Raw genomic sequence first — 26,156 nt, forward strand, 5'->3', positions numbered from 1 at the left:
TCAGTCCTCCTTGAACGGGAAGCCGAGCTGCTTGAGCAGCGCGCGACCCTCGTCGTCGTTCGTGGCCGTGGTCACGACCGTGATGTCCATGCCCCGCGAGCGGTCGACCCGGTCCTGGTCGATCTCGTGGAACATGACCTGCTCGGTCAGACCGAAGGTGTAGTTGCCCCGGCCGTCGAACTGCTTCGCGGAGAGACCGCGGAAGTCACGGATGCGCGGCAGCGCCAGCGCCAGCAGGCGGTCCAGGAACTCCCACATGCGGTCGCCGCGCAGGGTCACGTGCGCGCCGATCGGCATGCCCTCGCGCAGCTTGAACTGCGCGATCGACTTGCGGGCCTTGGTGACCTGCGGCTTCTGGCCGGTGATCGCGGTGAGGTCCTTGACCGCACCCTCGATCAGCTTGGAGTCGCGCGCGGCCTCGCCGACGCCCATGTTGACCACGATCTTGGTCAGGCCGGGCACCTGCATGACGTTGGCGTAGCTGAACTCGCTCTGCATCCCGGCGATGACCTCGTCGCGGTACTTCTGCTTGAGGCGCGGAAGCTCGCGGGTCTCGGTGCTGGTGGTGCTCATGTCAGATCTCCTCACCGGTCTTGCGCGAGATGCGGACACTGCGCTGAGCGGTGTACTCGGACCCGTCGGAACGGCGCTTCTTGGTCTCGACGCGCTTGAAGCCCACGCGGGTGGTGCCCTTGCCGTCGACCAGCATCACGTTGGAGACGTGGATGGCCGCCTCCTGCGTCACGATGCCGCCGGTCGTGCCGGCGCGGCCGCCCTGGTTGACGACCTTGGTGTGCCGCTTGATGCGGTTGACGCCCTCGACGATCACCCGGTCCTGCTCGGCCTGGACGGCGATGACCTTGCCCTCGACGCCCTTGTCCTTGCCGGCGATGACGCGGACGACGTCGCCCTTCTTGATGTTCAGGTTCTTCGCCATGGTTCAGAGCACCTCCGGCGCCAGCGAGATGATCTTCATGAACTTCTTCTCCCGCAGCTCGCGGCCCACGGGGCCGAAGATGCGGGTGCCGCGCGGCTCGCCGTCGTTCTTGAGAATCACCGCGGCGTTCTCGTCGAAGCGGATGTACGAGCCGTCCGGACGGCGGCGCTCCTTGACGGTGCGTACGACGACGGCCTTGACGACATCACCCTTCTTGACGTTGCCACCGGGGATCGCGTCCTTGACGGTGGCGACGATGACGTCGCCGATGCCGGCGTAGCGACGGCCCGAACCGCCGAGAACACGGATGCAGAGGATCTCCTTCGCACCGGTGTTGTCGGCGACCTTGAGTCGCGACTCCTGCTGGATCATCGGTTCTTCTCCTGGTTGTCGCGCCGGTTCTCATTGCTGAGCCTGGCGGAACTCGGTGGCGGCCGGAGCCGCCGTTTGACGTTGCTTACTTGGCCTTCTCGAGCACCTCGACGACGCGCCAGCGCTTGGTGGCCGACAGCGGACGGGTCTCCTGAATCAGGACCCGGTCGCCGACGCCGCACTGGTTCTGCTCGTCGTGCACCTTGAGCTTGCTGGTGCGGCGCATGACCTTGCCGTAGAGGGCGTGCTTCACACGGTCCTCGACGGAGACGACCACGGTCTTCTCCATCTTGTCGCTGACCACGAGGCCCTCGCGGACCTTGCGGGAATTGCGTGCCTGCTCGTTGCTCACGGTCTTCTCTGCAGCCTTCTCGCTCATGCGGCACCGTCCTCACTGCCCGGGGCCTGACGGATCCCGAGCTCACGCTCGCGCACCACGGTGTAGATGCGCGCGATGTCACGCTTGACCGTGCGGAGACGGCCGTGGCTCTCGAGCTGCCCGGTGGCGGCCTGGAAGCGGAGGTTGAACAGCTCCTCCTTGGCCTCCCGCAGCTTCTGCTCGAGGTCGACGTTGGTCATGTCGTCCAGCTCGTGGGCTGTGGTCGCCATCAGAAGTCACCTGCCTCGCGCGTGACGAACTTGCACTTCATGGGGAGCTTGTGCATCGCGCGGCGCATGGCCTCGCGAGCGATGTCCTCCGGAACACCGGAGAGCTCGAACATCACGCGACCGGGCTTGACGTTCGCGATCCACCACTCCGGCGAGCCCTTGCCGGAACCCATGCGGGTCTCGGCCGGCTTCTTGGTCAGCGGACGGTCGGGGTAGATGTTGATCCACACCTTTCCGCCACGCTTGATGTGCCGGGTCATCGCGATACGCGCCGACTCGATCTGACGGTTGGTGACGTAGTGGCCCTCGACCGCCTGGATGCCGAAGTCGCCGAAGGCGAGACTCGTGCCACCCTTGGCCGCACCCGTCCGCTTGGGGTGGTGCTGCTTGCGGTGCTTGACCCTGCGGGGCATCAGCATGGGACTCAGGCCTCCTGTCCGCTGTTGTCACCGGCGGGGGCGGCCGGAGCGGCGGCCTCGGCCGGCGCCTCGGTCTGCGGTGCGCGGTCCGCACGCGACGGACGGTTGCCCCGGCCGGGACGGTCGCCGCCACGGGCACCGCCGCGACCGCGGCTCGGCGCACCGGCGCGCGCGGCCGCCTGGGCCTCACGCTCGGCGCGGGTGCCCGCGACCTCGCCCTTGTAGATCCAGACCTTCACGCCGATGCGGCCGAAGGTCGTCTTGGCCTCGTAGAAGCCGTAGTCGATGTCCGCACGGAGCGTGTGCAGGGGCACGCGGCCCTCGCGGTAGAACTCCGAGCGCGACATCTCGGCGCCACCGAGGCGACCCGAGCACTGGATGCGGACGCCCTTGGCGCCGGACCGCATGGTGGTCTGCATCGCCTTGCGCATCGCGCGACGGAAGGCCACGCGGCCGGCGAGCTGCTCGGCCACGCCCTGCGCGACGAGCTGCGCGTCGGTCTCGGGGCTCTTCACCTCGAGGATGTTGAGCTGGACCTGCTTGCCGGTGAGCTTCTCGAGCTCGCCGCGGATGCGGTCCGCCTCGGCGCCACGCCGACCGATGACGATGCCCGGACGCGCCGTGTGGATGTCAACGCGGACGCGGTCGCGGGTGCGCTCGATCTCGACGCGGGAGATGCCCGCGCGCTCCATGCCCTTGGACAGCAGGCGACGGATGGCGACGTCCTCACCGACGTACGACTTGTAGAGCTTGTCGGCGTACCAACGGCTCCGGTGGTCGGTCGAGATGCCCAGACGGAAGCCGTTCGGGTTGATCTTCTGACCCATTACTTCTGACCCTTCCGGTTGTCGTCGGCGGCCGGCTGCACCACGAGGGTGATGTGGCTGGTCCGCTTGTTGATGCGGGACGCACGGCCCTGGGCGCGGGGGCGCCAGCGCTTCATCGTGGGACCCTCGTCGACCATCGCCTTGGACACGACCAGCGTGCCGCGGTCGAGGTCCTCGGTGGTCTCCGCGTTGGCGACCGCGCTCTCGAGGACCTTGTAGACCGTCTGCGCCGCCGCCTGGGGGGCGAACTGGAGCAGGGCCAGGGCCTCGTCGACCTGCATGCCGCGGACCATGTCGACGACACGACGCGCCTTCATCGGGGTGATCCGGACGAAGCGGGCGCTGGCGAAAGCGCCGGGCTCCTCGCCCAGCAGGCTCTCGCGTCGGGCGCTCACGCGCCTACGCTCGGTAACGCTCATAACCTTCGATCTCTCTCGTTCGGTCGGCTGCCACCCGCGGTCAGCGGCGGCGGCTCTTCCGGTCGTCCTTGACGTGCCCGCGGTAGGTGCGGGTCGGCGCGAACTCCCCGAGCTTGTGGCCGACCATGGAGTCGGTCACGAACACCGGGACGTGCTTCCGGCCGTCGTGCACGGCGATCGTGTGGCCGATCATGTCGGGCACGATCATGGAGCGACGCGACCACGTCTTGATGACGTTGTGCGTGCCCTTCTCGTTCTGCGCGTCCACCTTCTTCTGCAGGTGGTCGTCGACGAAGGGGCCCTTCTTCAGGCTGCGAGGCATCGTGTTCTTCCTTCCCTAGCCTGTTCAGCGCTTCTTGCCGGTGCGGCGGCGACGGACGATGAGGGCGTCGGAGGACTTGCGCTTGCGCGTGCGGCCCTCCGGCTTGCCCCACGGGGACACGGGGTGACGACCACCGGACGTCTTGCCCTCACCACCACCGTGCGGGTGGTCGACCGGGTTCATGACGACACCGCGGACGGTCGGACGCTTGCCCTTCCAGCGCATGCGCCCGGCCTTGCCCCAGTTGATGTTCGACTGCTCGGCGTTGCCGACCTCGCCGACCGTGGCGCGGCAGCGCACGTCGACGTACCGCATCTCACCGGAGGGCATGCGCAGCTGGGCGCGGCTGCCCTCGCGGGCGACGAGCTGGGCCGAGATGCCGGCGGACCGGGCGATCTTGGCGCCGCCGCCGGGACGGAGCTCGATGCAGTGGATCGTGGTACCGACCGGGATGTTGCGCAGCGGCAGGTTGTTGCCCGGCTTGATGTCGGCCTTGGGACCGGCCTCGACCGTGGCGCCCTGACGCAGGCCCTGCGGCGCGATGATGTAGCGCTTCTCGCCGTCGGCGTAGTGCAGGAGCGCGATGCGCGCGGTGCGGTTGGGGTCGTACTCGATGTGCGCGACCTTGGCCGGCACGCCGTCCTTGTCGTAGCGACGGAAGTCGACGACGCGGTAGGCGCGCTTGTGGCCACCGCCCTGGTGGCGCGTCGTGATCCGGCCCTGGTTGTTGCGGCCGCCCTTCTTGGGGAGCGGACGCACCAGCGACTTCTCCGGCGTCGAACGCGTGACCTCGACGAAGTCCGCGACCGACGAGCCACGACGGCCCGGGGTGGTCGGCTTGTACTTACGGATGCCCATGTCTTCTCAGTCCTTCTACTGCCCGGTCAGGAGACCGGACCTCCGAAGATGTCGATGCGCTGGCCCTCGGCGAGCGAGACGATCGCGCGCTTGGTGTTGGCGCGGCGGCCGACACCGAAGCGGGTGCGACGAGCCTTGCCCTGCCGGTTGAGGGTGTTGACGGACGTGACCTTGACGTTGAACACCTTCTCGACCGCGATCTTGATCTCGGTCTTGTTGGCGTCCGGGTGCACCAGGAAGGTGTACTTGTTGGCGTCGAGCAGGCCGTAGCTCTTCTCGGAGACGACCGGCGCGATCAGCACGTCGCGGTGGTCCTTGTGGAACGTGCTCACTGGTCAGCCTCCTCGGTGCTGGCCTTGGCGCCGGCCTCCACGAAGCCCGCGGCCTCGGCGTCGGCAGCCGTCTTGAACCAGACGTCAGCGGTCGTGTTGTCGTACCAGCGGCCACCGGGGGCGTGGTACTTCTTCGAGTCGGACTTGCCCTTGATCTCGTAGCCGGCAGGCGCGCTGCCGTCCTCGAGCGCCGCAGCGGCACCCTCGAACGGCGCCTCGGCGACGACGCCGACCTTGTCGTCCTCGATGTCGGCGGCCTCGGTGGAGGTCGCGACGGCCTTGACCGACTTGCCGGTCGACGGGCCCGCCACGAACGCGTCGTACGCGCCCTTGGTGAAGACCACGTCGTCGGAGAGCAGCACGTCGTAGGTGTTGAGCTGGTCGACGGCCAGGATGTGCACGGTGTCGACGTTGCGCAGCGACAGCCAGGTCAGGTCGTCGCCCCGCTCGAGCACCACGAGGGCGCGCGGGCGGTCGCTGAGGCTGGACAGCGCGGCGAGGGCGTTCTTCGTCGACGGCTTGTCGCCGGAGACGAACGACTCCACGACGTGCACGCGGCCGGCGCGGGCCCGGTCGGAGAGGGCACCGCGCAGGGCGGCGGCCTTCATCTTCTTGGGCGTGCGCTGGTCGTAGCTGCGCGGCGTCGGGCCGTGCACGGTGCCACCACCGGCGAACTGCGGCGCGCGGGTCGAGCCCTGGCGGGCGCGACCGGTGCCCTTCTGCTTGTAGGGCTTGCGGCCACCACCGCGGACCTCGCCGCGGGACTTGGTGTCGTGGGTGCCCTGGCGGGCCGCGGCCTGCTGGGCGACGACGACCTGGTGGATCAGCGGGATGTTGACCTGCACGTCGAAGATCTCCGCAGGCAGGTCGACCTTGACGGTCTTGACGGAAGCCATGGTCAGCCCTCCTTGACGGTCGACTTGGCGGCGGAACGGATGACCACGAGGCCGCCCTTGGGGCCGGGGACGGCGCCCTTGAGCAGGATCAGGCCCTTCTCGACGTCCACGGCGTGGATCGAGACGTTCTGCGTGGTGACGGTGTCCCCACCCATGCGGCCGGCCATCCGGACGCCCTTGAAGACGCGACCCGGGGTCGCGCAGGCGCCGATGGAACCGGGCTTGCGGTGGTTGCGGTGCGCACCGTGGGAGGCGCCCACGCCGGAGAAGCCGTGACGCTTCATCGTTCCGGCGAAGCCCTTGCCCTTGCTGGTGCCGGTCACGTCGACCTCCTCGCCCGCGGCGAAGACCTCCGGGGAGAGCTCCTGGCCGACGGAGTACGACGCGGCGTCCGCGGTGCGGATCTCGACGACGTGGCGACGGGGCGTGGTGCCCGCCTTGGCGAAGTGGCCGGCCTGCGGCTTGGTCACCTTGCGGCCGTCGATCTCGCCGAAGCCGATCTGGACGGCGTTGTAGCCGTCGGTCTCGGGCTGGCGGACCTGCGTGACCACGTTGGTGCCGGCCGCGATCACGGTCACGGGCACGATGCGGTTGTTCTCGTCCCAGGTCTGGGTCATGCCGAGCTTGGTGCCCAGCAGCCCACGGACGTTGCGTTCAAGAGTGCTCATTGGTTATCAGGCCTCGTCGCGACTCAGAGCTTGATCTCGATGTCGACACCGGCCGGGAGGTCGAGACGCATGAGCGAGTCAACCGTCTTCGGCGTGGGGTCGATGATGTCGATGAGACGCTTGTGGGTGCGCATCTCGAAGTGCTCGCGGCTGTCCTTGTACTTGTGCGGCGAACGGATGACGCAGTAGACGTTCTTCTCCGTGGGCAGCGGCACAGGGCCAGCGACCTTTGCGCCCGTGCGCGTGACCGTGTCAACGATCTTGCGGGCGGAGGTGTCGATCACCTCGTGGTCGTAGGCCTTGAGCCGGATGCGGATCTTCTGTCCCGCCATAGCTCCTCGTCGTCCTTTACTAGTCCTGAGCCCGCCGGGCTCGTCGTACCGCCAAGTCCAGTGGCCGTTCCGGGAGGACCCGGTCGGTCACGCTGCCCCTTGGCACTGCCTCCTCCGACCCCCGCGGTCGGGCGTGTCGCGCATGCTGGGCGCAACACGAGACCGATCTCGCGATGTTGGAGTGGCTACCCGACGCACGGTCGGGCCTGAAAGGGTCTCCTGGTGCGGCGCGGCGCACGCGACTCACTGGCAACCAGGTGGAACCGATTCAGGAGTCAAAGTGCGCTGCGCCCCGGCGACCCCGCCGGAGCAACCGGACTATCTTGTCAGAGGTCGTGGTGCCTTATCAAATCGGCCCCGGACCGAGGCGGAATGACCCGATCGAGGCGTGTCCCCGCGCACCCACGATGCCCTAGTTTCGGCGCATGAGCGAACCCGCCTCCGCCGCCTCGTCCGCGTCCTCACCGGTCGACCGCGACCGCTTGCGGGCGCTGCACGCCGAGGAGGAGTCCCGGTTCGTCGCGGACCGGCCGCGCTCGGCCGCGTTGGCCGCCGAGGCCGCCGACGCGCTGCTCGCCGGCGTCCCGATGCCCTGGATGACTCGCTGGCCGGGGGCGTTCCCGGTGTTCTTCGAGACGGCGTCCGGGGCCCGGTTCACCGACGTCGACGGCCGGGAGTACGTCGACCTCTGCCTCGGCGACACGGGAGCGATGACGGGGCACGCCCTGCCGGCCGTCACCGAGGCGATCACCGAGCGCGCAAGCACCGGGATCACCACCATGCTGCCCAGCACCGACGCGGCCTGGGTCGCCGAGGAGCTGCGCCGCCGGTTCGGGCTGGCGCGCTGGCAGATGGCGATGTCGGCCACGGACGCGAACCGGTTCGTCCTGCGCTTCGCCCGGCACCTGACCGGCCGCCCGAAGGTCGCGGTGATGGACTGGTGCTACCACGGCACCGTCGACGAGACCCTGGCCGTCCTCGACGGCGACAAGGTGGTCCCCCGGCCCGGGGCGCTCGGCCCGCAGGTCGACGTCGCGCTGACCACCCGGGTGGTGCCGTTCAACGACCTGGCCGCCCTCGAGGCCGCCCTGGCCCACGGCGACGTCGCCTGCCTGCTGATGGAGCCGGCGCTGACCAACATCGGCATCGTGCTCCCCGAGGAGGGCTACCTCGACGAGGTCCGTCGCCTGACCCGCGAGGCCGGCACCCTCCTGGTGATCGACGAGACGCACACGCTGTGCGCCGGCCCCGGCGGAGCCACCCGGGCGTGGGGCCTCGTCCCGGACATCCTGGTCGTCGGCAAGCCGATCGGTGGCGGCGTCCCCGCCGCGGCGTACGGCGTCAGCCAGGAGGTCGCGGACCGGCTCGGCCCGCAGATGCTGTCCCACGACATCGACGTGGCGGGCGTCGGCGGCACCCTCACCGGCAACGCGCTGGCGCTGGCCGCGGTGCGCCGGACGCTGTCGGTGGCGCTGCGCGAGGAGGACTTCGCGGTGGCGATCCCGCTGGCGCAGCGCTGGGCCGACGGCGTGGCCCGGGGGATCGCCGAGCACGGGCTGCCATGGCACGTCCAGCGCCTGGGCGCCCGCGCGGAGTACTGGTTCTGCCCGCCGCCGCGCGACGGGGCCGCCGCCGCGGCCGCGGTCGACGAGGAGCTCGAGGCGTTCATGCACCTGTGGGCGCTGAACCGGGGCATCCTGCTCACGCCGTTCCACAACATGGCGCTGTTCTCGCCGCACCACACCGAGGCGGACGTGGACCTGCACACCGAGGTGTTCGGAGACGCCGTGGCCGCTCTGCTCGGTCGGTAGCCTTTCTGCATGAGCTGGTGGCGCCGCGTGATGGTCGAGCGGCACGGCCACAACTGGGTGCTGCTGGGGCGGTTCGCGCTGGTCGGCGCGTCGGGCGTGGTCGTGAACCTCGTGACGCTGCGTCTGGTCGAGCAGCTCGGCCCGACGTACACGCAGGTGTGGCTGGACCTGCCGCTCACCGACTACAACGTGCGCTGGTACCACCTCTACACGGCGTTCGCGTTCCTCGTCGCCAACCTGTGGAACTTCCAGCTCAACCGCTCGTGGGCGTTCCGCAGCGCCGTGCACAAGCGGCCGTGGCTCTCGGAGTACCTCCCGTTCCTGACCGTCGGCCTGCTCGCGCTCGGGCTCAACCTGCTGATCGTCACGCTGCTGATCCACCCGCACTCCCCGTTGTCGCTCCCGGAGTCCGTGTTCGACGACAGCTCGGCCTTCCGCTCGCGCCTGCTCTGGGCGAACTTCATCGCGGTCGTCATGATCACCCCGGTGTCGTTCGTGACCAACAAGTTCTGGGCGTTCCGCGCCGTCCGGGCCGCCCGGCGCGCGTCCCTGCTGTCGCGCTGATACCCCGGTGACGCCGCCCGCGTCCCGGGCTTACTCTCTGGTCGTGGCCGCGGACTGGGCCGTGCTGGCCTTCGTCATCGCCGCGATCGGTGCGGCGCTCAACGTCCGTGTCCGCCGGCGGGTGCTGCGGACGGGCGAGCGCGTCGGCCGGCGCCTCTGGGCGCTGGTGCCCCGGCGGGTGCGCCCCACGGCCGACAGCCGGCCCATCGAGGTGATCGCCCACGACGCGCGGCGTCTCGGCCACCGCTTCCACCACCCGCACCGCGGGCTGACGTTCGTGAAGTACGAGAGCACCCGCTGGGCCTACGACAAGGTCCTCGCCGAGGGCTGCCGCGCGCTCGGCATCGAGCACCTGCTCGGCGTGCTGCCGCCCGGACCGGAGCTCGACGCTGAGCGCCGACGCGTGGAGTGGCTGCTGTACCAGGCCGGGCTCGACGTCGACGACGCTGCCTGACCCCCGGCCGCCGTACCCCGAGTTATACAAGTGCGCTTGTGAGAGTCGGGCCGGGTCTCTAGCGTCCTGGCTGTGACACGACGGACCCGCCGCACCGCCGACCAGCGCCACGCCGACACCGCGCCCTCGCCCGAGGGGCCCGAGGTCATCGAGCAGCTGATCGCCTACTACCACCCGACCCGCCAGAAGATCCTCGAGACGATCTCGGTGCACGGCCCGGCGAGCGTCGGGATGATCGCCGACCGCCTCGGCATCGCCCCGGGCAGCGTGAGCCACCATCTCAAGCCGCTGCACCGCGCCGGCTTCGTCGAGCCCGCCCCCGAGCTCGCCGCCGACACCCGCGCGAGCTGGTGGCGGCTGGCCCGGACGAGCGTGTCCTACGACGCCCTCGACTACCCGCCCGGCAGCCGCGCGCGCGAGGTGGTCGGTCTGGCCGAGAAGGCCAACGACGACCGACACGTCGCCGCGATGCGCACGTGGCGGACCCGGCGGCACGAGCTGCCCGGGGCGTGGCGGCGGGCGGGCGGCTCGAGCGACACCGGCATCGCGGCGACGGCCGAGCAGGTCGAGGACCTGCTCACCCGGGTCAACGAGGTCTTCCGCACCTGGGCCTACGAGGTGCACGACGACCAGCAGGTCCACCCCGACGCCGACCGGCGGCACGTGCTCGCCTTCGCCCACGTGGTGCCGAGCGTCGAGGGCGGCACCCGGTGACCGAGACGCTGATCCCTGACTCCGCCGGGCGCACCCTGCCCCCGCCCACCCGCGACCGCGTGGTGTGGGTGTGGGCGGCCGCGTCGTTCCTGGCCTTCGTGGGCGACAGCATCTGGTTCGTCGGGGTCGCCTGGGCCGCGGTGAACGTCGCCTCACCTGGCGTCGCCGGCGTGGTCGTAGCGGTCGGGATGGTGCCGCAGGCAGTGCTGCTGCTCGTGGGCGGCACGATCGCGGACCGGCTCGACACCCGCCTCGTGATGGTGGCGGCGAACGCCGTACGCGTGACGACGCTGCTCGTCGGCGCCGCCCTCTGGAACGCCGGCGTCGCGCCGGTCCCGCTGCTGATCGCCGTGGCCTGCGTCTTCGGCGCCGCCGACGCCTTCTACCTCCCGGCCACCTCGACGATGCCGCGCCAGATGGTGCACGCCGACGACCTCGCCACGCTGGGCGGCCTCTTCCAGGTGGTCCGGCGGGCCGCGGTGCTCGCCGGCTCCGCCCTCGGCGGCTGGATCGCCGCGACGCAGGGGCTGGTCACCGCGATGGTCGTCGACGCCGTCGGCTTCGTGACGATCAGCGTGGTGGTCGCGGTGGTGCTGCGGCCCCGGTTCCCCCTGGCCCGCAGCGCGGCCGAGCCGGTGGTCCGGGCGATCCGGACCGGCGTCTCCTACGTCCGCGGCGACGCGACGGTCCGCACCTTCGTCGTCACGCTGTCCGGGCTCAACGTGTTCGTCGGGCCCGCGCTGTCGCTCGGCGTCGCCCTGCGCGCGGACGCGTCCGGCTGGGGCGCGGGGGTGGTCGGCGCGGCCAACGCCTGCGTCGGGGTCGGTGCCGCCGTCGGCGCCCTGGCCGCGATGCACGTGAGGCCGCGGCGGCCGGCGGTGTCCGGCTTCGTGTCGCTGGTGCTGCAGGGCGGCGCGATCGTCGCGCTCGGCGTCGCCTGGCTGCCCGCCACGCTCGGTGGTGCCGTCGTGATCGGGCTGACTGCCGGGTGGGCCTCGGTGATCCTGTCGGCCTGCTTCCAGCGGGTGGTCCGTGAGGACCAGCTCGGCCGGGTGTCGTCGATGACGATGCTGTCGGACTACACCCTGCTCCCCCTGGCGACCCCCTTCTTCGGCTGGCTCGCCGCGACGACGTCCGTCAGGACGACCGCTGCGGTGTTCGGTGCCTGCATGGCCGTGGCCGGCCTCTGGGGTGCCAGCCGCCCGGTGATCCGCGCCGTCGCGCAGCCGTCGGTCCGCTCCGGCACGATGGGGGCGTGACCACCCGGCCCGAGCAGCGCGTCCCCGCGGACAACCTCGTCTGGCTGCGTCGTGCCCGCGACCACGCCGACCGGCACTACGCCGAGCCGCTCGTGCTCGACGACCTCGCGGCGGTGGCCGGGATGAGCAAGTACCACTTCCACCGGATGTTCACCGCCACCTACCGGATCACCCCGGCGCTCTACGTCTCCGAGCGTCGGGTCGAGCGGGCGCAGGACCTGCTGCGCACCACCAACCTCAGCGTGACAGAGGTGTGCCACGCCGTCGGCTTCACCAGCCTCGGCTCGTTCAGCTCGCGCTTCCGCGACCTGGTCGGCGAGACGCCGAGCGCGTTCCAGGCGCGGTACGCCGCCGCGGGCGCGCCGCGCATCCCGGGCTGCTGGGTGTTCATGGCCGGCCTCGCCGAACGCCGTACCGACTCAGCAAGCGAGGAGAAGCGGACCGACCCCGAGCCTTCCTAGGCTCGACCGCATGATCACCAACGTCTCTCTGGTCAGCGTCTGGGTGAAGGACATCGACGAGTCCCTCGCCTTCTACACCGAGGTCCTGGGCTTCGAGCCCGGCGACGACATCCGCATGGGTGAGGACTTCCGCTGGTGCACGGTCTTCCACCCCAAGCAGCCCGAGCTGCATCTCCACCTGACCACCCCGAGCAAACCGCTCAGCGACGACATGATCGCCGCGATGCGCCGCGCCCAGGACGAGGGCGGCCTCCCCGGCGTCGGCCTGCACGTCGACGACTGCCGCGCGACGTACCAGGAGCTCAAGGCCAAGGGCGTCGAGTTCCTCCAGGAGCCCGAGGAGCGCCCGTACGGCGTGGAGGCGCTGATGCGCGACACCTCCGGGAACTGGATGGTCCTGGTCGAGCCGCACGACTACACGCCCGAGGACTTCGCCGGCGTCGACTTCTCGGGGTGAGGGCTGCGGGAGTCCCTGGTTCACCAGGGACTCCTGCACCTCCAGGGCAGCACGACGCCCTGGAAGTGCATGACTTGGCCTGGAAGTGCCGGTCTCAGCCGACGCGCGTGTAGGCGAAGTCGTGGATGGCGCGACCCGCCTGCAGACCCTTGCGCTCGAACTTCGTGACCGGCCGCTCGTCCCAGCGCGGCACCTCGCCGCCGTCGAGCAGCGGCTCCGCGTCGAGCACCTCGCGCATCACCTCGGCGTACTCCGCCCAGTCGGTCGCGAGCCGCCACTGCGCCCCCGGCGCGAGCCGGCTCGCGGCCAGACGCGCGAAGGCGGGGTTCACGATCCGGCGCTTGTGGTGCTTCTTCTTCGGCCACGGGTCGGGGAAGAACGTCCAGAGCCCGGCCAGGCCGGCGGGGTCGACGAGGTTCTCCAGCGACCACACGGCGTCGACGCCGAGCACGCGGACGTTGTCGAGGCCGGCCTCGCCGACGCGGCCGACGATGTCGGCGACGCCGGGGCGCCAGACCTCGATGGCCAGCACGTTCGTCGCCGGCCGGGTCGCGGCGAGCGCGGCCGTAGCCTCGCCGATGCCGGGACCGATCTCGACCACGAGCGGCGCCTCACGGCCGAACCAGTCGGCCAGCCGGAAGCCGGGGTCGTCGACGACCTCGTCGGGGATCCAGTAGCGCTCGCCGTACGCGTCCCACGCCACCTGGCGCGACGGGGTGAAGCGCGCGCCGCGGCGGGAATAGGTCAGCACCTCGCGCATCCGGCGGCCGTCGGCGGTGAGCTTCTGGTGCGGCCGCGCAGGGCGGACAGTCATGACGATCTCCGGTGAAGACTGCGGTCGAGGTACAGCATGGCAGTCCGCTGACCCGGCTCTTACCTCCCGATGGAGGAGCGGAGCAGAGGAATCGGGAGGTAAGAGCCGGGTCAGCGTGGACAAGTAGTCACAGCACGAAGGCCCCGCAGCGCCAGCGGCGCTGCGGGGCCTTCGACTGTGACTACTTGTTGATCTTGGTGACGCGGCCGGCGCCGACGGTGCGGCCACCCTCGCGGATCGCGAAGCGGAGGCCGTCCTCCATCGCGATCGGCTGGATCAGCTGGACCGACATGTCGGTGTTGTCGCCCGGCATGACCATCTCGGTGCCCTCGGGAAGGGTCACGACGCCCGTCACGTCCGTGGTGCGGAAGTAGAACTGCGGACGGTAGTTGTTGAAGAACGGCGTGTGACGGCCGCCCTCCTCCTTCGAGAGGATGTAGACGGAGGCCTCGAAGTCGGTGTGCGGGGTCGTGGTGCCCGGCTTGATGACGACCATGCCGCGCTCGACGTCCTCGCGCTTGGTGCCGCGGAGGAGCAGACCGACGTTCTCGCCCGCCTGGCCCTCGTCGAGGAGCTTGCGGAACATCTCGACACCGGTGACCGTCGACTTCTGCGACTTCTCGCGGATGCCGATGATCTCGACCTCCTCGTTGACCTTCACGATGCCGCGCTCGATACGGCCGGTGATGACCGTGCCGCGACCGGTGATGGTGAAGACGTCCTCGACCGGCATCAGGAACGGCTTGTCGATGTCGCGCTCCGGCTGCGGGATGTAGTCGTCCACGGCCTGCATGAGCTCGAGGACCGACTCGCCCCACTTGGCGTCGCCGTTGAGGGCCGGGAAGGCCGCCACGCGCACGACGGGGATGTCGTCGCCCGGGAACTCGTACTCGGAGAGGAGCTCGCGCACCTCCATCTCGACGAGCTCGATGAGCTCCTCGTCGTCGACCATGTCGCACTTGTTCAGCGCGACCACGATCGCCGGCACGCCGACCTGACGCGCGAGCAGCACGTGCTCACGGGTCTGCGGCATCGGGCCGTCGGTGGCGGCGACCACGAGGATCGCGCCGTCCATCTGAGCCGCGCCGGTGATCATGTTCTTGATGTAGTCGGCGTGACCCGGGCAGTCGACGTGAGCGTAGTGACGAGCCTCGGTCTGGTACTCGACGTGCGCGATCGAGATGGTGATACCGCGCTGACGCTCCTCCGGAGCCTTGTCGATCTCGTCGAACGGCGTGAACGGGTTGAGGTCCGGGTACTTGTCGTGCAGCACCTTGGTGATCGCTGCGGTCAACGTCGTCTTGCCGTGGTCGATGTGACCGATCGTGCCGATGTTGACGTGCGGCTTAGTCCGCTCGAACTTCGCCTTAGCCACTTGGGGCTCCTCCTAGCTAGTTTTCTCTGACTCGTTGCTGATGGGTTTGACGCGCGCCCGACGGAACTACTCGCCGCGGACCTTCTTGATGATCTCGTCGGCGACGTTCTGCGGAACCTCGGCGTACGAGTCGAACTCCATCGAGTACGACGCCTGGCCGGAGGTCTTGGACCTCAGATCGCCAACGTACCCGAACATCTCGGAGAGAGGAACGAGGGCCTCGACGACGCGGTCGCCGGACCGTTCGAACATGGACTGCACCTGGCCACGCCGCGAGTTGATGTCGCCGATGACGTCGCCCAGGAAGTTCTCCGGGGTGGTCACCTCGACCGCGAACATGGGCTCGAGCAGCACCGGCTTGGCCATCCGCGCGGCCTCCTTGAACGCCTGGTTACCGGCGATCTTGAAGGCGAGCTCGGACGAGTCGACGTCGTGGTAGGCACCGTCCTCGAGGGTGAACTTCACGTCCACCATCGGGTAGCCGGCCAGCACGCCGAACTCCATGGCCTCCTGGCCACCCTGGTCGACCGAGGGGATGTACTCCTTCGGCACGCGACCGCCGGTCACGTTGTTCACGAACTCGTAGCCCGCGCCGGCACCCGTCTCGGGGTCGACGTTCGGCTCGAGGGAGATCAGCACCTTCGCGAACTGGCCCGACCCACCGGTCTGCTTCTTGTGGGTGTAGCCGTGCTTCTCCACGCGCTTGCGGATGGTCTCGCGGTAGGCGACCTGCGGCTTGCCGACGGTGGCCTCGACGCGGAACTCGCGCTTCATCCGGTCGACGAGGATCTCCAGGTGGAGCTCGCCCATGCCGGCGATGATCGTCTGGCCGGTCTCCTCGTCCGCCTTGACGGTGAACGTGGGGTCCTCGTCGGACAGCCGCTGGATCGCGGTGCCGAGCTTCTCCTGGTCACCCTTGGTCTTGGGCTCGATCGCGACCTCGATCACCGGGGCCGGGAACGTCATCGACTCGAGGATGACCTGGTTGCTCGGGTCGCACAGGGTGTGACCGGTCTTGGTGTCCTTGAGGCCCATGACGGCCACGATCTGGCCGGCGCCGACCGACGCGATCTCCTCACGCTTGTTGGCGTGCATCTGGTAGACCTTGCCGATCCGCTCCTTGCGGCCGTTGACCGAGTTGACCACGGTCGAGCCGGCCTCGAGCTTGCCGGAGTAGACGCGCACGTAGGTCAGCTTGCCGAGGTGCGGGTCGGCGGCGATCTTGTAGGCCAGGCCGGAGAACGGCTCGTCGTCGCTCGGCTGGCGGACGATCACCTTCTCCTCGTCCTTGACGTCGTGACCCTGGATGCCGTCGATGTCGAGCGGCGAGGGCAGGTACTTCACGACGGCGTCGAGCAGCGGCTGCACGCCCTTGTTCTTGAAGGCGGTGCCGCAGAGGACGGGGTTGAGCTTGTCGGCCAGGGTGGCGCGACGGATGGCGGCCTCGAGCTCCTCGACGGTGAACTCCTCACCCTCGAGGTACTTCTCCATGACCTCGTCGTCGGCCTCGGCCAGCGTCTCGAGGAAGCGCTCGCGCCACTCGGCGGCCTGGTCGGCCATCGCCGCGGGGATCTCCTCGACGTCGTAGTCCTCGCCCATCTTGGTCTCGCCGCGCCAGGTGAGGGCGCGCATGCCGACCAGGTCGACGACACCGAGGAAGTCGGCCTCGGCGCCGATCGGGAGCTGGAGGACCAGCGGGGTGGAGTTGAGGCGGTCGACCATCATGTCGACGCAGCGGAAGAAGTCGGCACCGGTGCGGTCGAGCTTGTTGACGAAGCACATGCGCGGCACGGAGTACTTGTTGGCCTGGCGCCACACGGTCATCGTCTGCGGCTCGACGCCCGCGACACCGTCGAACACCGCGACGGCGCCGTCGAGGACGCGCAGCGAGCGCTCGACCTCGGCCGTGAAGTCCACGTGGCCGGGCGTGTCGATGATGTTGATCTGGTGGTCCTTCCACCAGCAGGTCGTCGCGGCGGACGTGATCGTGATGCCGCGCTCCTGCTCCTGCTCCATCCAGTCCATCGTGGCGGCGCCCTCGTGGACCTCACCGATCTTGTAGGTGATGCCGGTGTAGAACAGGATCCGCTCGGTGGTGGTGGTCTTGCCGGCGTCGATGTGCGCCATGATGCCGATGTTGCGGACCTTGTTGAGGTCGGTGGTGATGTCGACAGCCACTGGAGTTTCCCTTTGGGATCGGTGCTTGGAGCTGGTGGTTCGCCGCCGGAGCGGCGATCAGCCCGGTACGTCGGGCGGGGGTCACCCGCGACGGACCGGGCCGGGCGTCACCAGCGGTAGTGGGCGAAGGCCTTGTTGGACTCGGCCATCTTGTGAACGTCCTCGCGACGCTTGACCGCGGCACCGAGGCCGTTGGAGGCGTCGAGGATCTCGTTCATGAGGCGCTCGGCCATCGTCTTCTCGCGACGCTGCGACGAGTAGCCGACGAGCCAGCGCAGGGCGAGCGTCATGGAGCGCGGGCCGCGCACCTCGACCGGGACCTGGTAGGTCGCGCCACCGACACGGCGGCTGCGGACCTCGAGGGCCGGCTTCACGTTGTCGAGCGCGCGCTTCAGCGTGACGACGGGGTCGGTGCCGGTCTTCTCGCGGCAGCCCTCCAGCGCGGTGTAGACGATGCGCTGCGCGGTCTGCTTCTTGCCGTCCTTGAGGACCTTGCTGACCAGCTGGGTCACGACCTGGGAGCCGTAGACCGGGTCGACGTCGAGCGGACGCTTGGGGGCGGGACCCTTGCGAGGCACTAGCTCTTCTCCTTCTTCGCGCCGTACCGGCTGCGAGCCTGCTTGCGGTTCTTCACACCCTGGGTGTCGAGGGAACCGCGGATGATCTTGTAGCGAACACCGGGGAGGTCCTTCACACGACCGCCGCGGACGAGCACGATCGAGTGCTCCTGAAGGTTGTGGCCGACGCCCGGGATGTACGCCGTGACCTCGATGCCGCTCGACAGGCGCACACGGGCGACCTTGCGGAGGGCGGAGTTCGGCTTCTTCGGGGTGGTCGTGTAGACACGCGTGCACACGCCGCGCCGCTGGGGAGAACCCTTCAGGGCGGGCGTCTTGTTCTTCGACACCTTGTCCTGGCGGCCCTTGCGGACCAACTGGTTGATGGTGGGCACCGCGTGGTTCCCCTTCGCTTTCGAGACTGAGTTTGCTTCTGTTGACGCTGCCGGGTGGAGCTGGGTCCTGCTGCCTGCGCTCACCCCCGCGGTCGGGCGTGTCGCCCTGCCCATGGCACGCCGACCGGGTTTCAAAGTGTGGGCGGCGGAGCCGGATGGAGCTGCTCACGCAGTCACGCGACCCTCGCGATGTCCGGGGGCACGCATGATGGCCTGGCTGTCCCAGGCACGATGAAAGAGATTACCGGCTCGCCGAGGCAGGGTCAAAACGGCCCCGAGCGTCATGCGGTATAGGGGATTCGTCCCGTTCGGACGGTCTCCCTGCCGCCGGCGAGAAGCTCGGCGAGGTGCATCGACCGCACCCCGGCCAGGTCGGCCAGCTGGGTGCGGCAGGAGAACCCGTCGGCGAGCACGACGGCCCCCTCCCCCGCCTGCCGTACGGCGGGCAGCAGGTGCGTCTCGGCGACCGCCACGGAGACCTCGTAGTGCCCCTGCTCGACGCCGAAGTTGCCGGCGAGCCCGCAGCAGCCGGCCACCTTCGTGACGGTCGCGCCGGTGCGCGCGAGCAGGGCCGCGTCGGCCTGCCAGCCGATGACGCTGGCGTGGTGGCAGTGCGGCTGCGCGACCACCTCGACGCCGGTGAGGTCGGGCGGGGTCCAGTCGTCCGTCTCCGCGAGCAGCTCGGCCAGCGTCCGGGTGTGCGCGACGACGACGGGCAGCCGCGCGTCGTCGAGCAGCTCGGCGGCGTCGGTGCGCAGCGTCGCCAGGCAGGACGGCTCGAGCGCCAGGATGCGCGTGCCGGCGGCGGCGTACGGGTGCAGAACGTCCACCGTCCGCCGCAGCTGCCGGCGGGCGGGAGCGAGCTGGCCGGTGCTGACCCAGGTGAGGCCGCAGCAGGCGGGGTCCTCGACGTACCCGACGCGCAGGCCGGCCCGGGTGAGCAGGTCGACGGCGGCCGTGGCGTGGTCAGGTGTGAAGTGCTCGGTGAACGTGTCGGCCCACACGACCACGTCGGGGCGGTCGACGGCGGCGAGCCGGGAGCGCGCTCCGGCGGAGACCGGCGCGGGGATCGACCGGCGGCGGTCGACTCCGGCCGCCGCCTTGGCGACCCGCTGCACCAGCCCGCTGCGGAGCAGGCCGGCGCCCCCGGTGCGCGACGCGAGCCGCAGCCAGCGCGGCAGCGCGCCCAGGGCGTAGTGGCTGCGCGGCCGCAGCCGGCCGCGGTAGCGCTGGTGCAGCGCCTCGACCTTGTAGGTCGCCATGTCGATGCCGGTCGGGCAGTCGCTGGCGCAGCCCTTGCACGCCAGGCAGAGGTCGAGCGCCTCGTGCAGCTCGGGCGAGCGCCAGCCGTCGCGGACGAGCCGTCCGTCGACCATCTCCTGGAGGACGCGGGCGCGGCCGCGGGTGGAGTCCTTCTCGTCGCGGGTGGCCTCGAACGACGGGCACATCACGCCGCCCACCGGGGTGGCGACGCACTTGCCCACGCCAGTGCAGCGGTGGACCGCCTCGACGACCGAGCCGCCGTCGTGCGCCCAGCGCAGCGCGCGGGACGGCTCCCGCAGCGGACCGGCGAGCTTGAGGTCGGACTCGGCCGGCCGGGGGTCGACGAGCACGCCGGGGTTGAGCAGCCCGTCGGGGTCGAGGACGCCCTTGGCCTGCGCGAACAGGTCGACGACCTCGGCGGGGTACATCAGCGGCAGCAGCGCCGACCGCGCGCGGCCGTCGCCGTGCTCGCCGGACAGGGTGCCGCCGTACGACGCGACGAGGCGGGCGCCGTCGTCGAGGAAGCGCCGGAACGCCGCCGGGCCGTCGGGCTCGCGCAGGCCGAAGTCGATGCGCACGTGGACGCAGCCGTCGCCGAAGTGGCCGTAGGGGACGCCGTCGAGGCCGTGCTCGCGGAGCAGCGCGTCGAAGTCCCGCAGGTAGCGGCCCAGCCGGTCGGGCGGCACGGCGGCGTCCTCCCACCCGGCGTGCGCGGGACGGCCGAGGCTGCGTGCGGCCAGGCCGGCACCGTCCTCGCGGATCCGCCACAGCGTCGCCTGCTCGCGGGGGTCCGCGACCACCCGCGCGTCCAGCGCACCCGCGTCGGCCACCACGGCCTCGGCCAGTGCGACCGCCTCGGCCTCGCTGTCCCCCGTGACCTCGGCGAACAGCCAGCCGCCCCCGCGGGGGAGGTCGGGCACGGTGCCGCCGCCCGCCCTGATGACGTCGGTGATCCGCTGGTCGAGGCCCTCACAGGCGACGAGCGGGTGCCCCAGCAGCCCGGGTACGGCGTCCGCCGCCTCGAACATGTCGGCGTACCCGAGCACCGCCAGCACGCGGTGCGCCGGGTCGCGCACCAGCCGGACGGTGGCGCCGAGCACGACGGCCAGCGTGCCCTCGCTGCCGACGAGGAAGCGGTCGAGCCGCCGGCCGTGCTCGGGCAGCAGCTGCTCGAGGGCGTAGCCGGAGACCTGCCGCGGGAACCGGCCGAGGTGGGTGCGGATCGTCGCGAGGTGCCGGCCGACCAGCTCGTCGAGCGCGGCGCCGGCGCGGGAGGGCGTGCCGGTGGCGATCCGCTCGCCCGCGCCGGTCACGACGTCGAGGGCCTCGACGTTGTCGGAGGTGCGGCCGTAGCCCAACGCCCGGGAGCCGCAGGCGTTGTTGCCGATCATCCCGCCGATCGTGCAGCGGGTGTGCGTCGACGGGTCGGGGCCGAACCGCAGGCCGTGCGGGGCCGCCGCGCGCTGCAGGTCGGCGTGCACGACGCCGGGGTCGACCTCGGCCGTGCCGGCCTCCGGGTCGATCGACCGCACCCGGCCGAGGTACCGGCGGGTGTCGACGACCAGGCCGGGCCCCACGGCGTTGCCGGCGATCGACGTACCCGTGCCGCGCATGGTCAACGGCGTGCCGGTCTCGCGCGCGGTGGCGACCACGGCGAGCAGCTCGTCGACGTCGCGCGGCCGGGCCACGGCGAGCGGCGGCACGCGGTAGAGCGAGGCGTCGGAGGAGTACAGCGCGCGGGTGAGCGAGGAGTCGTCGACGTCGGCGACGCCCGCCTCGTGCAGGGCCGCGACGAGGTCAGCGGTCACCAGAGCTCCAGCGACCGGGTCAGGATCGCGGTCGCGTCGTCCTCGGTGACGTCCTTGGGCGCCGTGGCCAGCAGCCGCTGCTGCTTCAGCGTGCCCTCGGCCAGCGCCGGCACGTCGGACTCGGCGTACCCGACGGCGCCGAGACCGTTGGGGATGCCGATGTCGCGCATCAGGTCGGCGAGCACGCCGGGGAGGTACTCGCGCAGATCGTCGGGCCGGTCGGAGCCGGGCGCGAGCAGCTCGGCGGCGCGCACGTGCCGCTCGGGGTCGGCGTCGAAGGTGAACCTGAAGGCCTCGGGCGCGGTCAGCGCCACCGCCATGCCGTGCGGCACCATCGCGTGGTCGTCGGGGTAGCCCTCGGGCCGGAAGTCTCGGACCCGACCGGCGACCGGGTAGGCGTTGGCGTGCGGGATGTGCACGCCCGCGTTGCCGAACCCCATCCCGGCGAAGGTCGCGGCCAACGACATCTGGGTGCGGGCGTCCTCGTCGTCGCCGTTCTTCACGGCCTGCCGGAACGACGTGGCGAGCAGGCGCAGGGACTTCTCGGCCCACATGTCCGCGATCGGGTTGGCGCCGCAGTAGGGGACGCGCTCCTCCGGCTGCTTGCGGGGGTACGACGTGTACGGGCGCGCCGTCCACGACTCGAGGGCGTGGCACAGGATGTCCATGCCGGCGGCCGCGGTGACGCCGGCGGGCTGCGTCATCGTGAGCCGCGGGTCGACGACCGCCATGGTCGGCCGCAGCCGCGGGTGGCTGATCCCGCTCTTGACCTGCTGGGCCAGCACGTCGAGCACGCAGACGGTGGTGCTCTCGCTGCCGGTGCCGGTGGTGGTGGGCACGGCGACGAGCGGCGCGAGCGGGTGGGCGGGCGACCGTCCGCCACCGACGGGTGCGTTGACGTAGTCGATGAGGTCGCCCGGGTTGGTGCACAGCAGGTCGACGGCCTTGGCGGTGTCGATCGCGGACCCGCCGCCGACGGCCACGAAGGCGTCCCACGGCCCGGTCTCCCGCGCGTGGTCGACCGCGGCCTGGAGGCTCGCGTCGGTCGGCTCGACCCGCGACCCGTCGTACACGACGGCCTCGATGCCGAACTCCGCCATCTGGTCGGCGACCCGTTGCGGGTGACCGGTCGCGGCGACGCCGGCGTCGGTCACGACCAGGACGCGCTTCGCCCCGGACTGCGACAGGTCGTAGCCGATCTCGTCGGACGCGCCCGGGCCGAACTTCAGCTGGGGCGCGCCGTACGTGAAGACGGTCTCCTGCATCAACGGCTCACCTCGTCGTGGTGGATGTGGGTCAGGGCGTGCCGCGCGGCCGAGAGGAGGTCCAGGCCGAGCGCCTCGTCGACGTCGACCCAGGCGGCCAGGTCCGTGGAGCTGTCGTCCTCGACGACGTGCGGCTCGACGTCGTGCGACTCCGGCGCGATCGTGGCGCGGAAGATCAGGTGGATGCCGTGGTAGTCCTCGACCAGTCCGTCGGCCCGCGCGCCGGTGAAGTGCGTGGAGTGCACGTCCGCGAGCACGCCGGGCTCGACGCGCAGCCCGGTCTCCTCGTAGACCTCGCGGACCAGCGCCGCCCGCGGCTCCTCGCCATGGTCGATGCCACCCCCCGGCAGCGTCCAGCGACCGGGGATCCGGGTGCGGTCCGACATCCGGGTCAGCAGCACCTCGTGGCCGCGCCGCAGCAGGGCGTACGCCGCGACGCGCTGGCGCCGCGGCAGGGCGGCGTCGGCGGCGTCGGCGGGCTCGGCGGGCTCGGCGGGCATGGGGCCACTCTAGGGAAACCGGCGGCACCCGGGCGCGGCGCGGTGTGACCGCCACGTCGTTTCGCCCGTGAACGCGGTGGGGACCATGGGACCGACGGCGACGACACCACCCACGAGGACGATGAGCACCACCACCGCCCCCGCGACAGCGACCGAGACCACGGACGCGCCAGCCCCGGCGAGCTCGCGCGACCCGTTCTTCGACAACGCCAAGCTGCTGCTGGTGACGCTGGTGGTCATCGGCCACGCCTGGGTGATGATGCCGGACGCGCCGTCGTCGTTCCCGGCCTACACCTTCCTGTACGCCTGGCACGTGCCGGCCTTCGTGATCGTGACCGGCTACCTCTCCCGCAGCTTCCGGTTCACCCGGCCGCACCTGCGCAAGCTGGTCACCACCGTGGTGGCGCCGTACCTCGTGTTCGAGACGCTGCTCGCGACGTTCCGCATCGTCATCGGCAAGGAGTCGATGGGCAGCCCGCTCTACATCGACCCGCACTGGCCGATGTGGTACCTCGCCGTCCTGTTCCTCTGGCGGCTCGCGAAACCGTTGCTGCTGCGGGTGCCGAAGCCGCTCGTCGTCGCCGTCGTCGTCAGCCTGCTCGGCGGGCTCGTCGAGAGCGACGTCCTCGACATCTCGCGCGCCACCGGGCTGCTGCCGTTCTTCGTGCTGGGCCTGGTGTTGACCCGCGAGCACTTCGACCGACTGGCCGAGACCCGCGTGCGGGTGTGGGCGTTCGCGGCGCTCGTCCTCGCGTTCGTCGTCTCCGCGGTCGTGGCGAAGCCGATGAACGTCGAGTGGCTGTACTGGCGCTCGTCGTACGCCGCGATGAACGCCACCGTCTGGGAGGGCTTCGCCGGACGTCTCGGGATGATCCTGGTCGCCGGCGCGCTGGCCCTGGCCGCGCTGTCGCTGATGCCGCGGTCCTACCGCTGGTTCACGCCGCTCGGCGCCGCGAGCCTGGTCGTCTACCTCTGCCACGGGTTCTTCGTGAAGGCCGCGCAGTACGCCGGGGTCGGCGGCCTGGTCGAGCACGACGAGGTCACCGCGTTCGTGCTCATCACCGGTGCCGCCGTGCTGCTCGCCCTGGCGCTGGCGGCGACGCCGGTCGCGCGGCGGCTCAACAAGCTGGTCGACCCGATCAGCACCGCCACCGAGGACACCCCGGGGATGCTCGAGCCGCACCACCACCGGGTCGGCGTGGAGCAGCGGCTGGCGCTCACCCACCGCCACCCGGTGAACCGCCGCTGACCAGCGGCCCACCGGCCGGTCGTCCCGGCGCCTCCGCCTATTGCAACGTTGTAAATCGTCGGGCAGAGTGCCGGACATGACTCGGGTCACACCTCTTTCCGCCGTGCTCCTGCTCGCTCCCCTGCTCGCGGTCGGCGCCGCCACCCCCGCGACCTCCGCGACCGCGGAGACCTCCGAGCCGCCACCGACGTACAGCAACCCGCTGGCCCCGACCGTCGCCGACGGCGGCACTGTCGACTCGTGCGCCGACCCGGCCGTGCTCCAGGGGCAGGGCGACGAGGCGGGCTCCTGGTACCTCTACTGCACCACCGACCCGCTCAACGACGCGGAGACGTCCGGCCCCGGCGACCCTGTGTTCCACCCCGTCCCGACGATGCGGTCGGACGACCTGGTCTCGTGGGAGTACGTCGGCGACGCGCTGCCGCAGAGGCCGGCCTGGGCGGCGCCGTCGGCCTTCCTGTGGGCGCCGGACGTCGTCCACTCGCGGACCCACGACCGCTACTACCTGACCTACGTCGTGACAGACACCGCTGACGCGGTCAGTGGCGAGCCCGGCTGCACCAGCGACAGCGCGATCGGCGTCGCGGTGAGCGACTCCCCCACCGGCCCGTGGACACCCAGCGACGAGCCGCTTGTCGGGCCGCGGCGCGCCGGCCCGGGCTGCGACTTCTACTGGACCTACGACCCCGACGTGCTCGGCGACAGCGTCGACGACACCGCGGTGCTGTACTTCGGCAGCTACTACGGCGGCGTCTTCGGCCAGCACGTCGCTCTGACGGCCGACGGCATCAGCACGACCGGACAGCCCACCCGGGTCACGCTCGGCCAGCGGGTCGAGCCGAAGGTCGACCCCGCCGACCTGCGCCGGCCCACTCAGCCCGACCTCGACGCCGCCGAGCAGGGCGCCGCCACCCAGGTGTCGATCGGCAACCGCTACGAGGGCACCAACGTCGTGCGACGCGGCGACTGGTACTACCTCTTCGGCTCCGCGACCAACTGCTGCGCCGGTCCGCTCACCGGGTACACCGTCTTCGCGGGCCGGTCGCGCAGCCCGCTCGGGCCGTTCGTCGACCGCGAGGGGAGCTCGCTGCTCGCCGGCCGCGTCGGCGGCACGCCGGTCATCAGCATGAACGGCAACCGCTGGGTCGGCACCGGCCACAGCTCGGCGTTCCGCGACACGTCCGGCCGGTGGTGGCTCGCGTACCACGCCGTCGACCGCGACGACCCGTACTTCGCCGGCCGACCCGGCTTCACCAAGCGACCCGCGCTGCTCGACCCGCTCGCCTGGGTCGACGGCTGGCCGTCGGTGCGCTCCGGCCGGTGGGCCTCCGACGAGCCGGTCCCCGGCCCGGCCGCGCAGCCCGGGCAGGTGTCGGCGTACCGTCCCGACCCGGTGGATCCCGACCGCACCGGTCGCCTCCTCCCGGCGTACTCCGACGAGTTCGGGGGTGAGCGGCTGGCCGACCGCTGGACCTGGGTGCGCCGGCCCGACCCCGCCACGTACCGCGTCGCCGGCGGACGGTTCCGCTTCGCGACCCAGGCCGCGGACCTGTACGTCGACTCGAACACCGCCTCCGTGCTCACCGAGCCCGCTCCGACCGGCGACTACGTCGTGCAGACGAAGGTGTCGCTCGACGTGCCGGCGGAGGGCTGCTGCCACAACTACGTGCAGGCGGGCCTCGTGGTCCGCAGGTCCGACGACGCCTTCGTCAAGCTCGGGCACGCCTCCATCTGGGAGACGCGGCAGACCGAGTGGGCCAAGGAGGTGCCGGCCGCGCCGCCGTCCTTCCCGCGCTACGGCAACAGCGTCGTCGGGGCGCCCGGTGACGAGACCTGGCTGCGCATCGTTCGTCGCACCCGGGACGGCGCGGAGCACTACACCGCCTACACCTCCCAGGGCGGTCGGCGCTGGGTGCGCGGGGGCGTGTGGACCCACGAGCTTGGCCCGGGCGCCCGCATCGGCCTGGTCTCGATGGGCGGCGCCGGCTTCACGGCGACCTTCGACCACGTGCGGGTGTGGCGCCTGGAGTGACCCCGTCGG

General features: G+C 71.0%; 31 protein-coding genes. 9 read left to right on the forward strand and 22 right to left on the reverse strand.

Translation table 11 applies throughout. The features are described 5' to 3' along the window. The 14 genes from rplE to rpsJ form a co-directional block, all read right to left on the reverse strand. Positions 1-573, reverse strand: a complete 573-nt coding sequence (gene rplE / locus ETU37_RS01115) for a 50S ribosomal protein L5 (RefSeq protein WP_129985026.1) — start codon at positions 571-573, stop codon at positions 1-3. A 1-nt stretch (position 574) separates the two neighbouring features. After that, positions 575-937 carry a 50S ribosomal protein L24 gene (rplX, locus tag ETU37_RS01120; protein ID WP_240755462.1) on the reverse strand — a complete coding sequence of 121 codons (363 nt, stop codon included), beginning with the start codon at positions 935-937 and terminating at the stop codon, positions 575-577. 3 nt (positions 938-940) lie between these two features. Continuing rightward, positions 941-1,309 carry a 50S ribosomal protein L14 gene (gene rplN, locus ETU37_RS01125; RefSeq protein ID WP_011757324.1) on the reverse strand — a complete coding sequence of 123 codons (369 nt, stop codon included), beginning with the start codon at positions 1,307-1,309 and terminating at the stop codon, positions 941-943. Between the two features lie 85 nt (positions 1,310-1,394). After that, positions 1,395-1,688: a 30S ribosomal protein S17 gene (gene rpsQ / locus ETU37_RS01130; protein ID WP_129985027.1), complete on the reverse strand. Its 294-nt coding sequence runs from the start codon at positions 1,686-1,688 to the stop codon at positions 1,395-1,397. After that, a complete protein-coding gene (rpmC, locus tag ETU37_RS01135; protein ID WP_476703571.1) occupies positions 1,685-1,921 on the reverse strand; it encodes a 50S ribosomal protein L29 in 237 nt (78 codons plus the stop codon). Before rpmC ends, rpsQ begins: the two co-directional genes overlap by 4 nt. Further along, entirely contained in the window at positions 1,918-2,337 is a 420-nt protein-coding gene (gene rplP, locus ETU37_RS01140; RefSeq protein ID WP_129985029.1) for a 50S ribosomal protein L16, read from the reverse strand. The genes rpmC and rplP overlap by 4 nt, the downstream gene beginning before the upstream one ends. 5 nt (positions 2,338-2,342) lie before the next feature. Beyond that, positions 2,343-3,164: a 30S ribosomal protein S3 gene (gene rpsC, locus ETU37_RS01145; protein WP_129985030.1), complete on the reverse strand. Its 822-nt coding sequence runs from the start codon at positions 3,162-3,164 to the stop codon at positions 2,343-2,345. Further along, entirely contained in the window at positions 3,164-3,583 is a 420-nt protein-coding gene (rplV, locus tag ETU37_RS01150; RefSeq protein WP_129985031.1) for a 50S ribosomal protein L22, read from the reverse strand. The genes rpsC and rplV overlap by 1 nt, the downstream gene beginning before the upstream one ends. A 40-nt stretch (positions 3,584-3,623) precedes the next feature. After that, the gene (rpsS, locus tag ETU37_RS01155) at positions 3,624-3,905 is read right to left on the reverse strand and encodes a 30S ribosomal protein S19 (RefSeq protein WP_129985032.1); all 282 of its coding nucleotides are present in this window, start codon (positions 3,903-3,905) and stop codon (positions 3,624-3,626) included. Between the two features lie 24 nt (positions 3,906-3,929). Then, on the reverse strand, positions 3,930-4,763 hold the full coding sequence (rplB, locus tag ETU37_RS01160; protein WP_129985033.1) for a 50S ribosomal protein L2: 834 nt from the start codon (positions 4,761-4,763) through the stop codon (positions 3,930-3,932). Positions 4,764-4,789: 26 nt separating this feature from the next. Next, positions 4,790-5,095: a 50S ribosomal protein L23 gene (rplW, locus tag ETU37_RS01165; RefSeq protein ID WP_129985034.1), complete on the reverse strand. Its 306-nt coding sequence runs from the start codon at positions 5,093-5,095 to the stop codon at positions 4,790-4,792. Then, on the reverse strand, positions 5,092-5,991 hold the full coding sequence (gene rplD, locus ETU37_RS01170) for a 50S ribosomal protein L4, sunset domain variant (protein WP_129985035.1): 900 nt from the start codon (positions 5,989-5,991) through the stop codon (positions 5,092-5,094). The genes rplW and rplD overlap by 4 nt, the downstream gene beginning before the upstream one ends. Before the next feature lie 2 nt (positions 5,992-5,993). Beyond that, positions 5,994-6,659 (reverse strand): 50S ribosomal protein L3, encoded by a 666-nt coding sequence (gene rplC, locus ETU37_RS01175; protein ID WP_129985036.1) that lies wholly within the window; start codon positions 6,657-6,659, stop codon positions 5,994-5,996. A gap of 23 nt (positions 6,660-6,682) precedes the next feature. Further along, positions 6,683-6,991, reverse strand: a complete 309-nt coding sequence (rpsJ, locus tag ETU37_RS01180; protein ID WP_008360994.1) for a 30S ribosomal protein S10 — start codon at positions 6,989-6,991, stop codon at positions 6,683-6,685. Positions 6,992-7,416: 425 nt separating this feature from the next. Here rpsJ and ETU37_RS01185 point away from each other — a divergent pair, with 425 nt between their 5' ends. From ETU37_RS01185 to ETU37_RS01215, 7 genes are all read left to right on the forward strand, one after another. Continuing rightward, positions 7,417-8,802, forward strand: a complete 1,386-nt coding sequence (locus tag ETU37_RS01185; protein ID WP_129985037.1) for a transaminase — start codon at positions 7,417-7,419, stop codon at positions 8,800-8,802. A gap of 9 nt (positions 8,803-8,811) precedes the next feature. Then, on the forward strand, positions 8,812-9,366 hold the full coding sequence (locus ETU37_RS01190) for a GtrA family protein (RefSeq protein ID WP_129985038.1): 555 nt from the start codon (positions 8,812-8,814) through the stop codon (positions 9,364-9,366). Between the two features lie 43 nt (positions 9,367-9,409). Further along, on the forward strand, positions 9,410-9,820 hold the full coding sequence (locus ETU37_RS01195; RefSeq protein ID WP_129985039.1) for a hypothetical protein: 411 nt from the start codon (positions 9,410-9,412) through the stop codon (positions 9,818-9,820). Between the two features lie 72 nt (positions 9,821-9,892). Continuing rightward, positions 9,893-10,534, forward strand: a complete 642-nt coding sequence (locus ETU37_RS01200; RefSeq protein WP_165372344.1) for an ArsR/SmtB family transcription factor — start codon at positions 9,893-9,895, stop codon at positions 10,532-10,534. After that, positions 10,531-11,793 carry an MFS transporter gene (locus tag ETU37_RS01205; RefSeq protein WP_165372345.1) on the forward strand — a complete coding sequence of 421 codons (1,263 nt, stop codon included), beginning with the start codon at positions 10,531-10,533 and terminating at the stop codon, positions 11,791-11,793. Before ETU37_RS01200 ends, ETU37_RS01205 begins: the two co-directional genes overlap by 4 nt. Continuing rightward, a complete protein-coding gene (locus ETU37_RS01210; RefSeq protein WP_129985042.1) occupies positions 11,790-12,254 on the forward strand; it encodes a helix-turn-helix domain-containing protein in 465 nt (154 codons plus the stop codon). Before ETU37_RS01205 ends, ETU37_RS01210 begins: the two co-directional genes overlap by 4 nt. 10 nt (positions 12,255-12,264) lie before the next feature. Further along, complete coding sequence (locus ETU37_RS01215) at positions 12,265-12,711, forward strand: VOC family protein (RefSeq protein WP_129985043.1); 447 nt, start codon at positions 12,265-12,267, stop codon at positions 12,709-12,711. 94 nt (positions 12,712-12,805) lie between these two features. Here ETU37_RS01215 and trmB read toward each other — a convergent pair whose 3' ends face one another. The 8 genes from trmB to ETU37_RS01255 all read right to left on the reverse strand — a co-directional run bounded on the left by trmB (position 12,806) and on the right by ETU37_RS01255 (position 22,866). After that, positions 12,806-13,525 (reverse strand): tRNA (guanosine(46)-N7)-methyltransferase TrmB, encoded by a 720-nt coding sequence (gene trmB / locus ETU37_RS01220; protein WP_129985044.1) that lies wholly within the window; start codon positions 13,523-13,525, stop codon positions 12,806-12,808. Positions 13,526-13,706: 181 nt separating this feature from the next. After that, positions 13,707-14,900, reverse strand: coding sequence for an elongation factor Tu (tuf, locus tag ETU37_RS01225; protein WP_129985045.1), 1,194 nt, complete (start codon positions 14,898-14,900; stop codon positions 13,707-13,709). 66 nt (positions 14,901-14,966) lie between these two features. Continuing rightward, positions 14,967-17,078, reverse strand: a complete 2,112-nt coding sequence (gene fusA, locus ETU37_RS01230; RefSeq protein ID WP_129985046.1) for an elongation factor G — start codon at positions 17,076-17,078, stop codon at positions 14,967-14,969. A gap of 107 nt (positions 17,079-17,185) precedes the next feature. After that, a complete protein-coding gene (gene rpsG, locus ETU37_RS01235) occupies positions 17,186-17,656 on the reverse strand; it encodes a 30S ribosomal protein S7 (protein WP_129985047.1) in 471 nt (156 codons plus the stop codon). Continuing rightward, the gene (gene rpsL, locus ETU37_RS01240; protein WP_027860526.1) at positions 17,656-18,030 is read right to left on the reverse strand and encodes a 30S ribosomal protein S12; all 375 of its coding nucleotides are present in this window, start codon (positions 18,028-18,030) and stop codon (positions 17,656-17,658) included. The genes rpsG and rpsL overlap by 1 nt, the downstream gene beginning before the upstream one ends. 281 nt (positions 18,031-18,311) lie before the next feature. Beyond that, positions 18,312-21,101: an FAD-binding and (Fe-S)-binding domain-containing protein gene (locus ETU37_RS01245; RefSeq protein ID WP_240755463.1), complete on the reverse strand. Its 2,790-nt coding sequence runs from the start codon at positions 21,099-21,101 to the stop codon at positions 18,312-18,314. After that, entirely contained in the window at positions 21,098-22,366 is a 1,269-nt protein-coding gene (locus ETU37_RS01250) for a hydroxyacid-oxoacid transhydrogenase (protein WP_129985048.1), read from the reverse strand. The genes ETU37_RS01245 and ETU37_RS01250 overlap by 4 nt, the downstream gene beginning before the upstream one ends. Continuing rightward, complete coding sequence (locus ETU37_RS01255; RefSeq protein ID WP_129985049.1) at positions 22,366-22,866, reverse strand: NUDIX hydrolase; 501 nt, start codon at positions 22,864-22,866, stop codon at positions 22,366-22,368. The genes ETU37_RS01250 and ETU37_RS01255 overlap by 1 nt, the downstream gene beginning before the upstream one ends. Before the next feature lie 121 nt (positions 22,867-22,987). Here ETU37_RS01255 and ETU37_RS01260 point away from each other — a divergent pair, with 121 nt between their 5' ends. Beyond that, a complete protein-coding gene (locus tag ETU37_RS01260) occupies positions 22,988-24,115 on the forward strand; it encodes an acyltransferase family protein (RefSeq protein WP_165372346.1) in 1,128 nt (375 codons plus the stop codon). Between the two features lie 76 nt (positions 24,116-24,191). After that, a complete protein-coding gene (locus ETU37_RS01265; RefSeq protein ID WP_129985051.1) occupies positions 24,192-26,147 on the forward strand; it encodes a family 43 glycosylhydrolase in 1,956 nt (651 codons plus the stop codon). The last annotated feature ends 9 nt before the right edge of the window (positions 26,148-26,156 follow it).

It is taken from the genome of Nocardioides iriomotensis (assembly GCF_004168035.1).
GTDB lineage: Bacteria > Actinomycetota > Actinomycetes > Propionibacteriales > Nocardioidaceae > Nocardioides_B > Nocardioides_B iriomotensis.

What these genes read in the sequence shown, in the direction of transcription:
- rplE (WP_129985026.1), bottom strand. Translation starts at nt 573, where the DNA reads ATGAGCACCACCAGCACCGAGACCCGCGAGCTTCCGCGCCTCAAGCAG.
- rplX (WP_240755462.1), bottom strand. Translation starts at nt 937, where the DNA reads ATGGCGAAGAACCTGAACATCAAGAAGGGCGACGTCGTCCGCGTCATC.
- rplN (WP_011757324.1), bottom strand. Translation starts at nt 1,309, where the DNA reads ATGATCCAGCAGGAGTCGCGACTCAAGGTCGCCGACAACACCGGTGCG.
- rpsQ (WP_129985027.1), bottom strand. Translation starts at nt 1,688, where the DNA reads ATGAGCGAGAAGGCTGCAGAGAAGACCGTGAGCAACGAGCAGGCACGC.
- rplP (WP_129985029.1), bottom strand. Translation starts at nt 2,337, where the DNA reads ATGCTGATGCCCCGCAGGGTCAAGCACCGCAAGCAGCACCACCCCAAG.
- rpsC (WP_129985030.1), bottom strand. Translation starts at nt 3,164, where the DNA reads ATGGGTCAGAAGATCAACCCGAACGGCTTCCGTCTGGGCATCTCGACC.
- rplV (WP_129985031.1), bottom strand. Translation starts at nt 3,583, where the DNA reads ATGAGCGTTACCGAGCGTAGGCGCGTGAGCGCCCGACGCGAGAGCCTG.
- rpsS (WP_129985032.1), bottom strand. Translation starts at nt 3,905, where the DNA reads ATGCCTCGCAGCCTGAAGAAGGGCCCCTTCGTCGACGACCACCTGCAG.
- rplB (WP_129985033.1), bottom strand. Translation starts at nt 4,763, where the DNA reads ATGGGCATCCGTAAGTACAAGCCGACCACCCCGGGCCGTCGTGGCTCG.
- rplD (WP_129985035.1), bottom strand. Translation starts at nt 5,991, where the DNA reads ATGGCTTCCGTCAAGACCGTCAAGGTCGACCTGCCTGCGGAGATCTTC.
- rplC (WP_129985036.1), bottom strand. Translation starts at nt 6,659, where the DNA reads ATGAGCACTCTTGAACGCAACGTCCGTGGGCTGCTGGGCACCAAGCTC.
- rpsJ (WP_008360994.1), bottom strand. Translation starts at nt 6,991, where the DNA reads ATGGCGGGACAGAAGATCCGCATCCGGCTCAAGGCCTACGACCACGAG.
- ETU37_RS01185 (WP_129985037.1), top strand. Translation starts at nt 7,417, where the DNA reads ATGAGCGAACCCGCCTCCGCCGCCTCGTCCGCGTCCTCACCGGTCGAC.
- ETU37_RS01190 (WP_129985038.1), top strand. Translation starts at nt 8,812, where the DNA reads ATGAGCTGGTGGCGCCGCGTGATGGTCGAGCGGCACGGCCACAACTGG.
- ETU37_RS01215 (WP_129985043.1), top strand. Translation starts at nt 12,265, where the DNA reads ATGATCACCAACGTCTCTCTGGTCAGCGTCTGGGTGAAGGACATCGAC.
- trmB (WP_129985044.1), bottom strand. Translation starts at nt 13,525, where the DNA reads ATGACTGTCCGCCCTGCGCGGCCGCACCAGAAGCTCACCGCCGACGGC.
- ETU37_RS01250 (WP_129985048.1), bottom strand. Translation starts at nt 22,366, where the DNA reads ATGCAGGAGACCGTCTTCACGTACGGCGCGCCCCAGCTGAAGTTCGGC.
- ETU37_RS01255 (WP_129985049.1), bottom strand. Translation starts at nt 22,866, where the DNA reads ATGCCCGCCGAGCCCGCCGAGCCCGCCGACGCCGCCGACGCCGCCCTG.
- ETU37_RS01260 (WP_165372346.1), top strand. Translation starts at nt 22,988, where the DNA reads ATGAGCACCACCACCGCCCCCGCGACAGCGACCGAGACCACGGACGCG.
- ETU37_RS01265 (WP_129985051.1), top strand. Translation starts at nt 24,192, where the DNA reads ATGACTCGGGTCACACCTCTTTCCGCCGTGCTCCTGCTCGCTCCCCTG.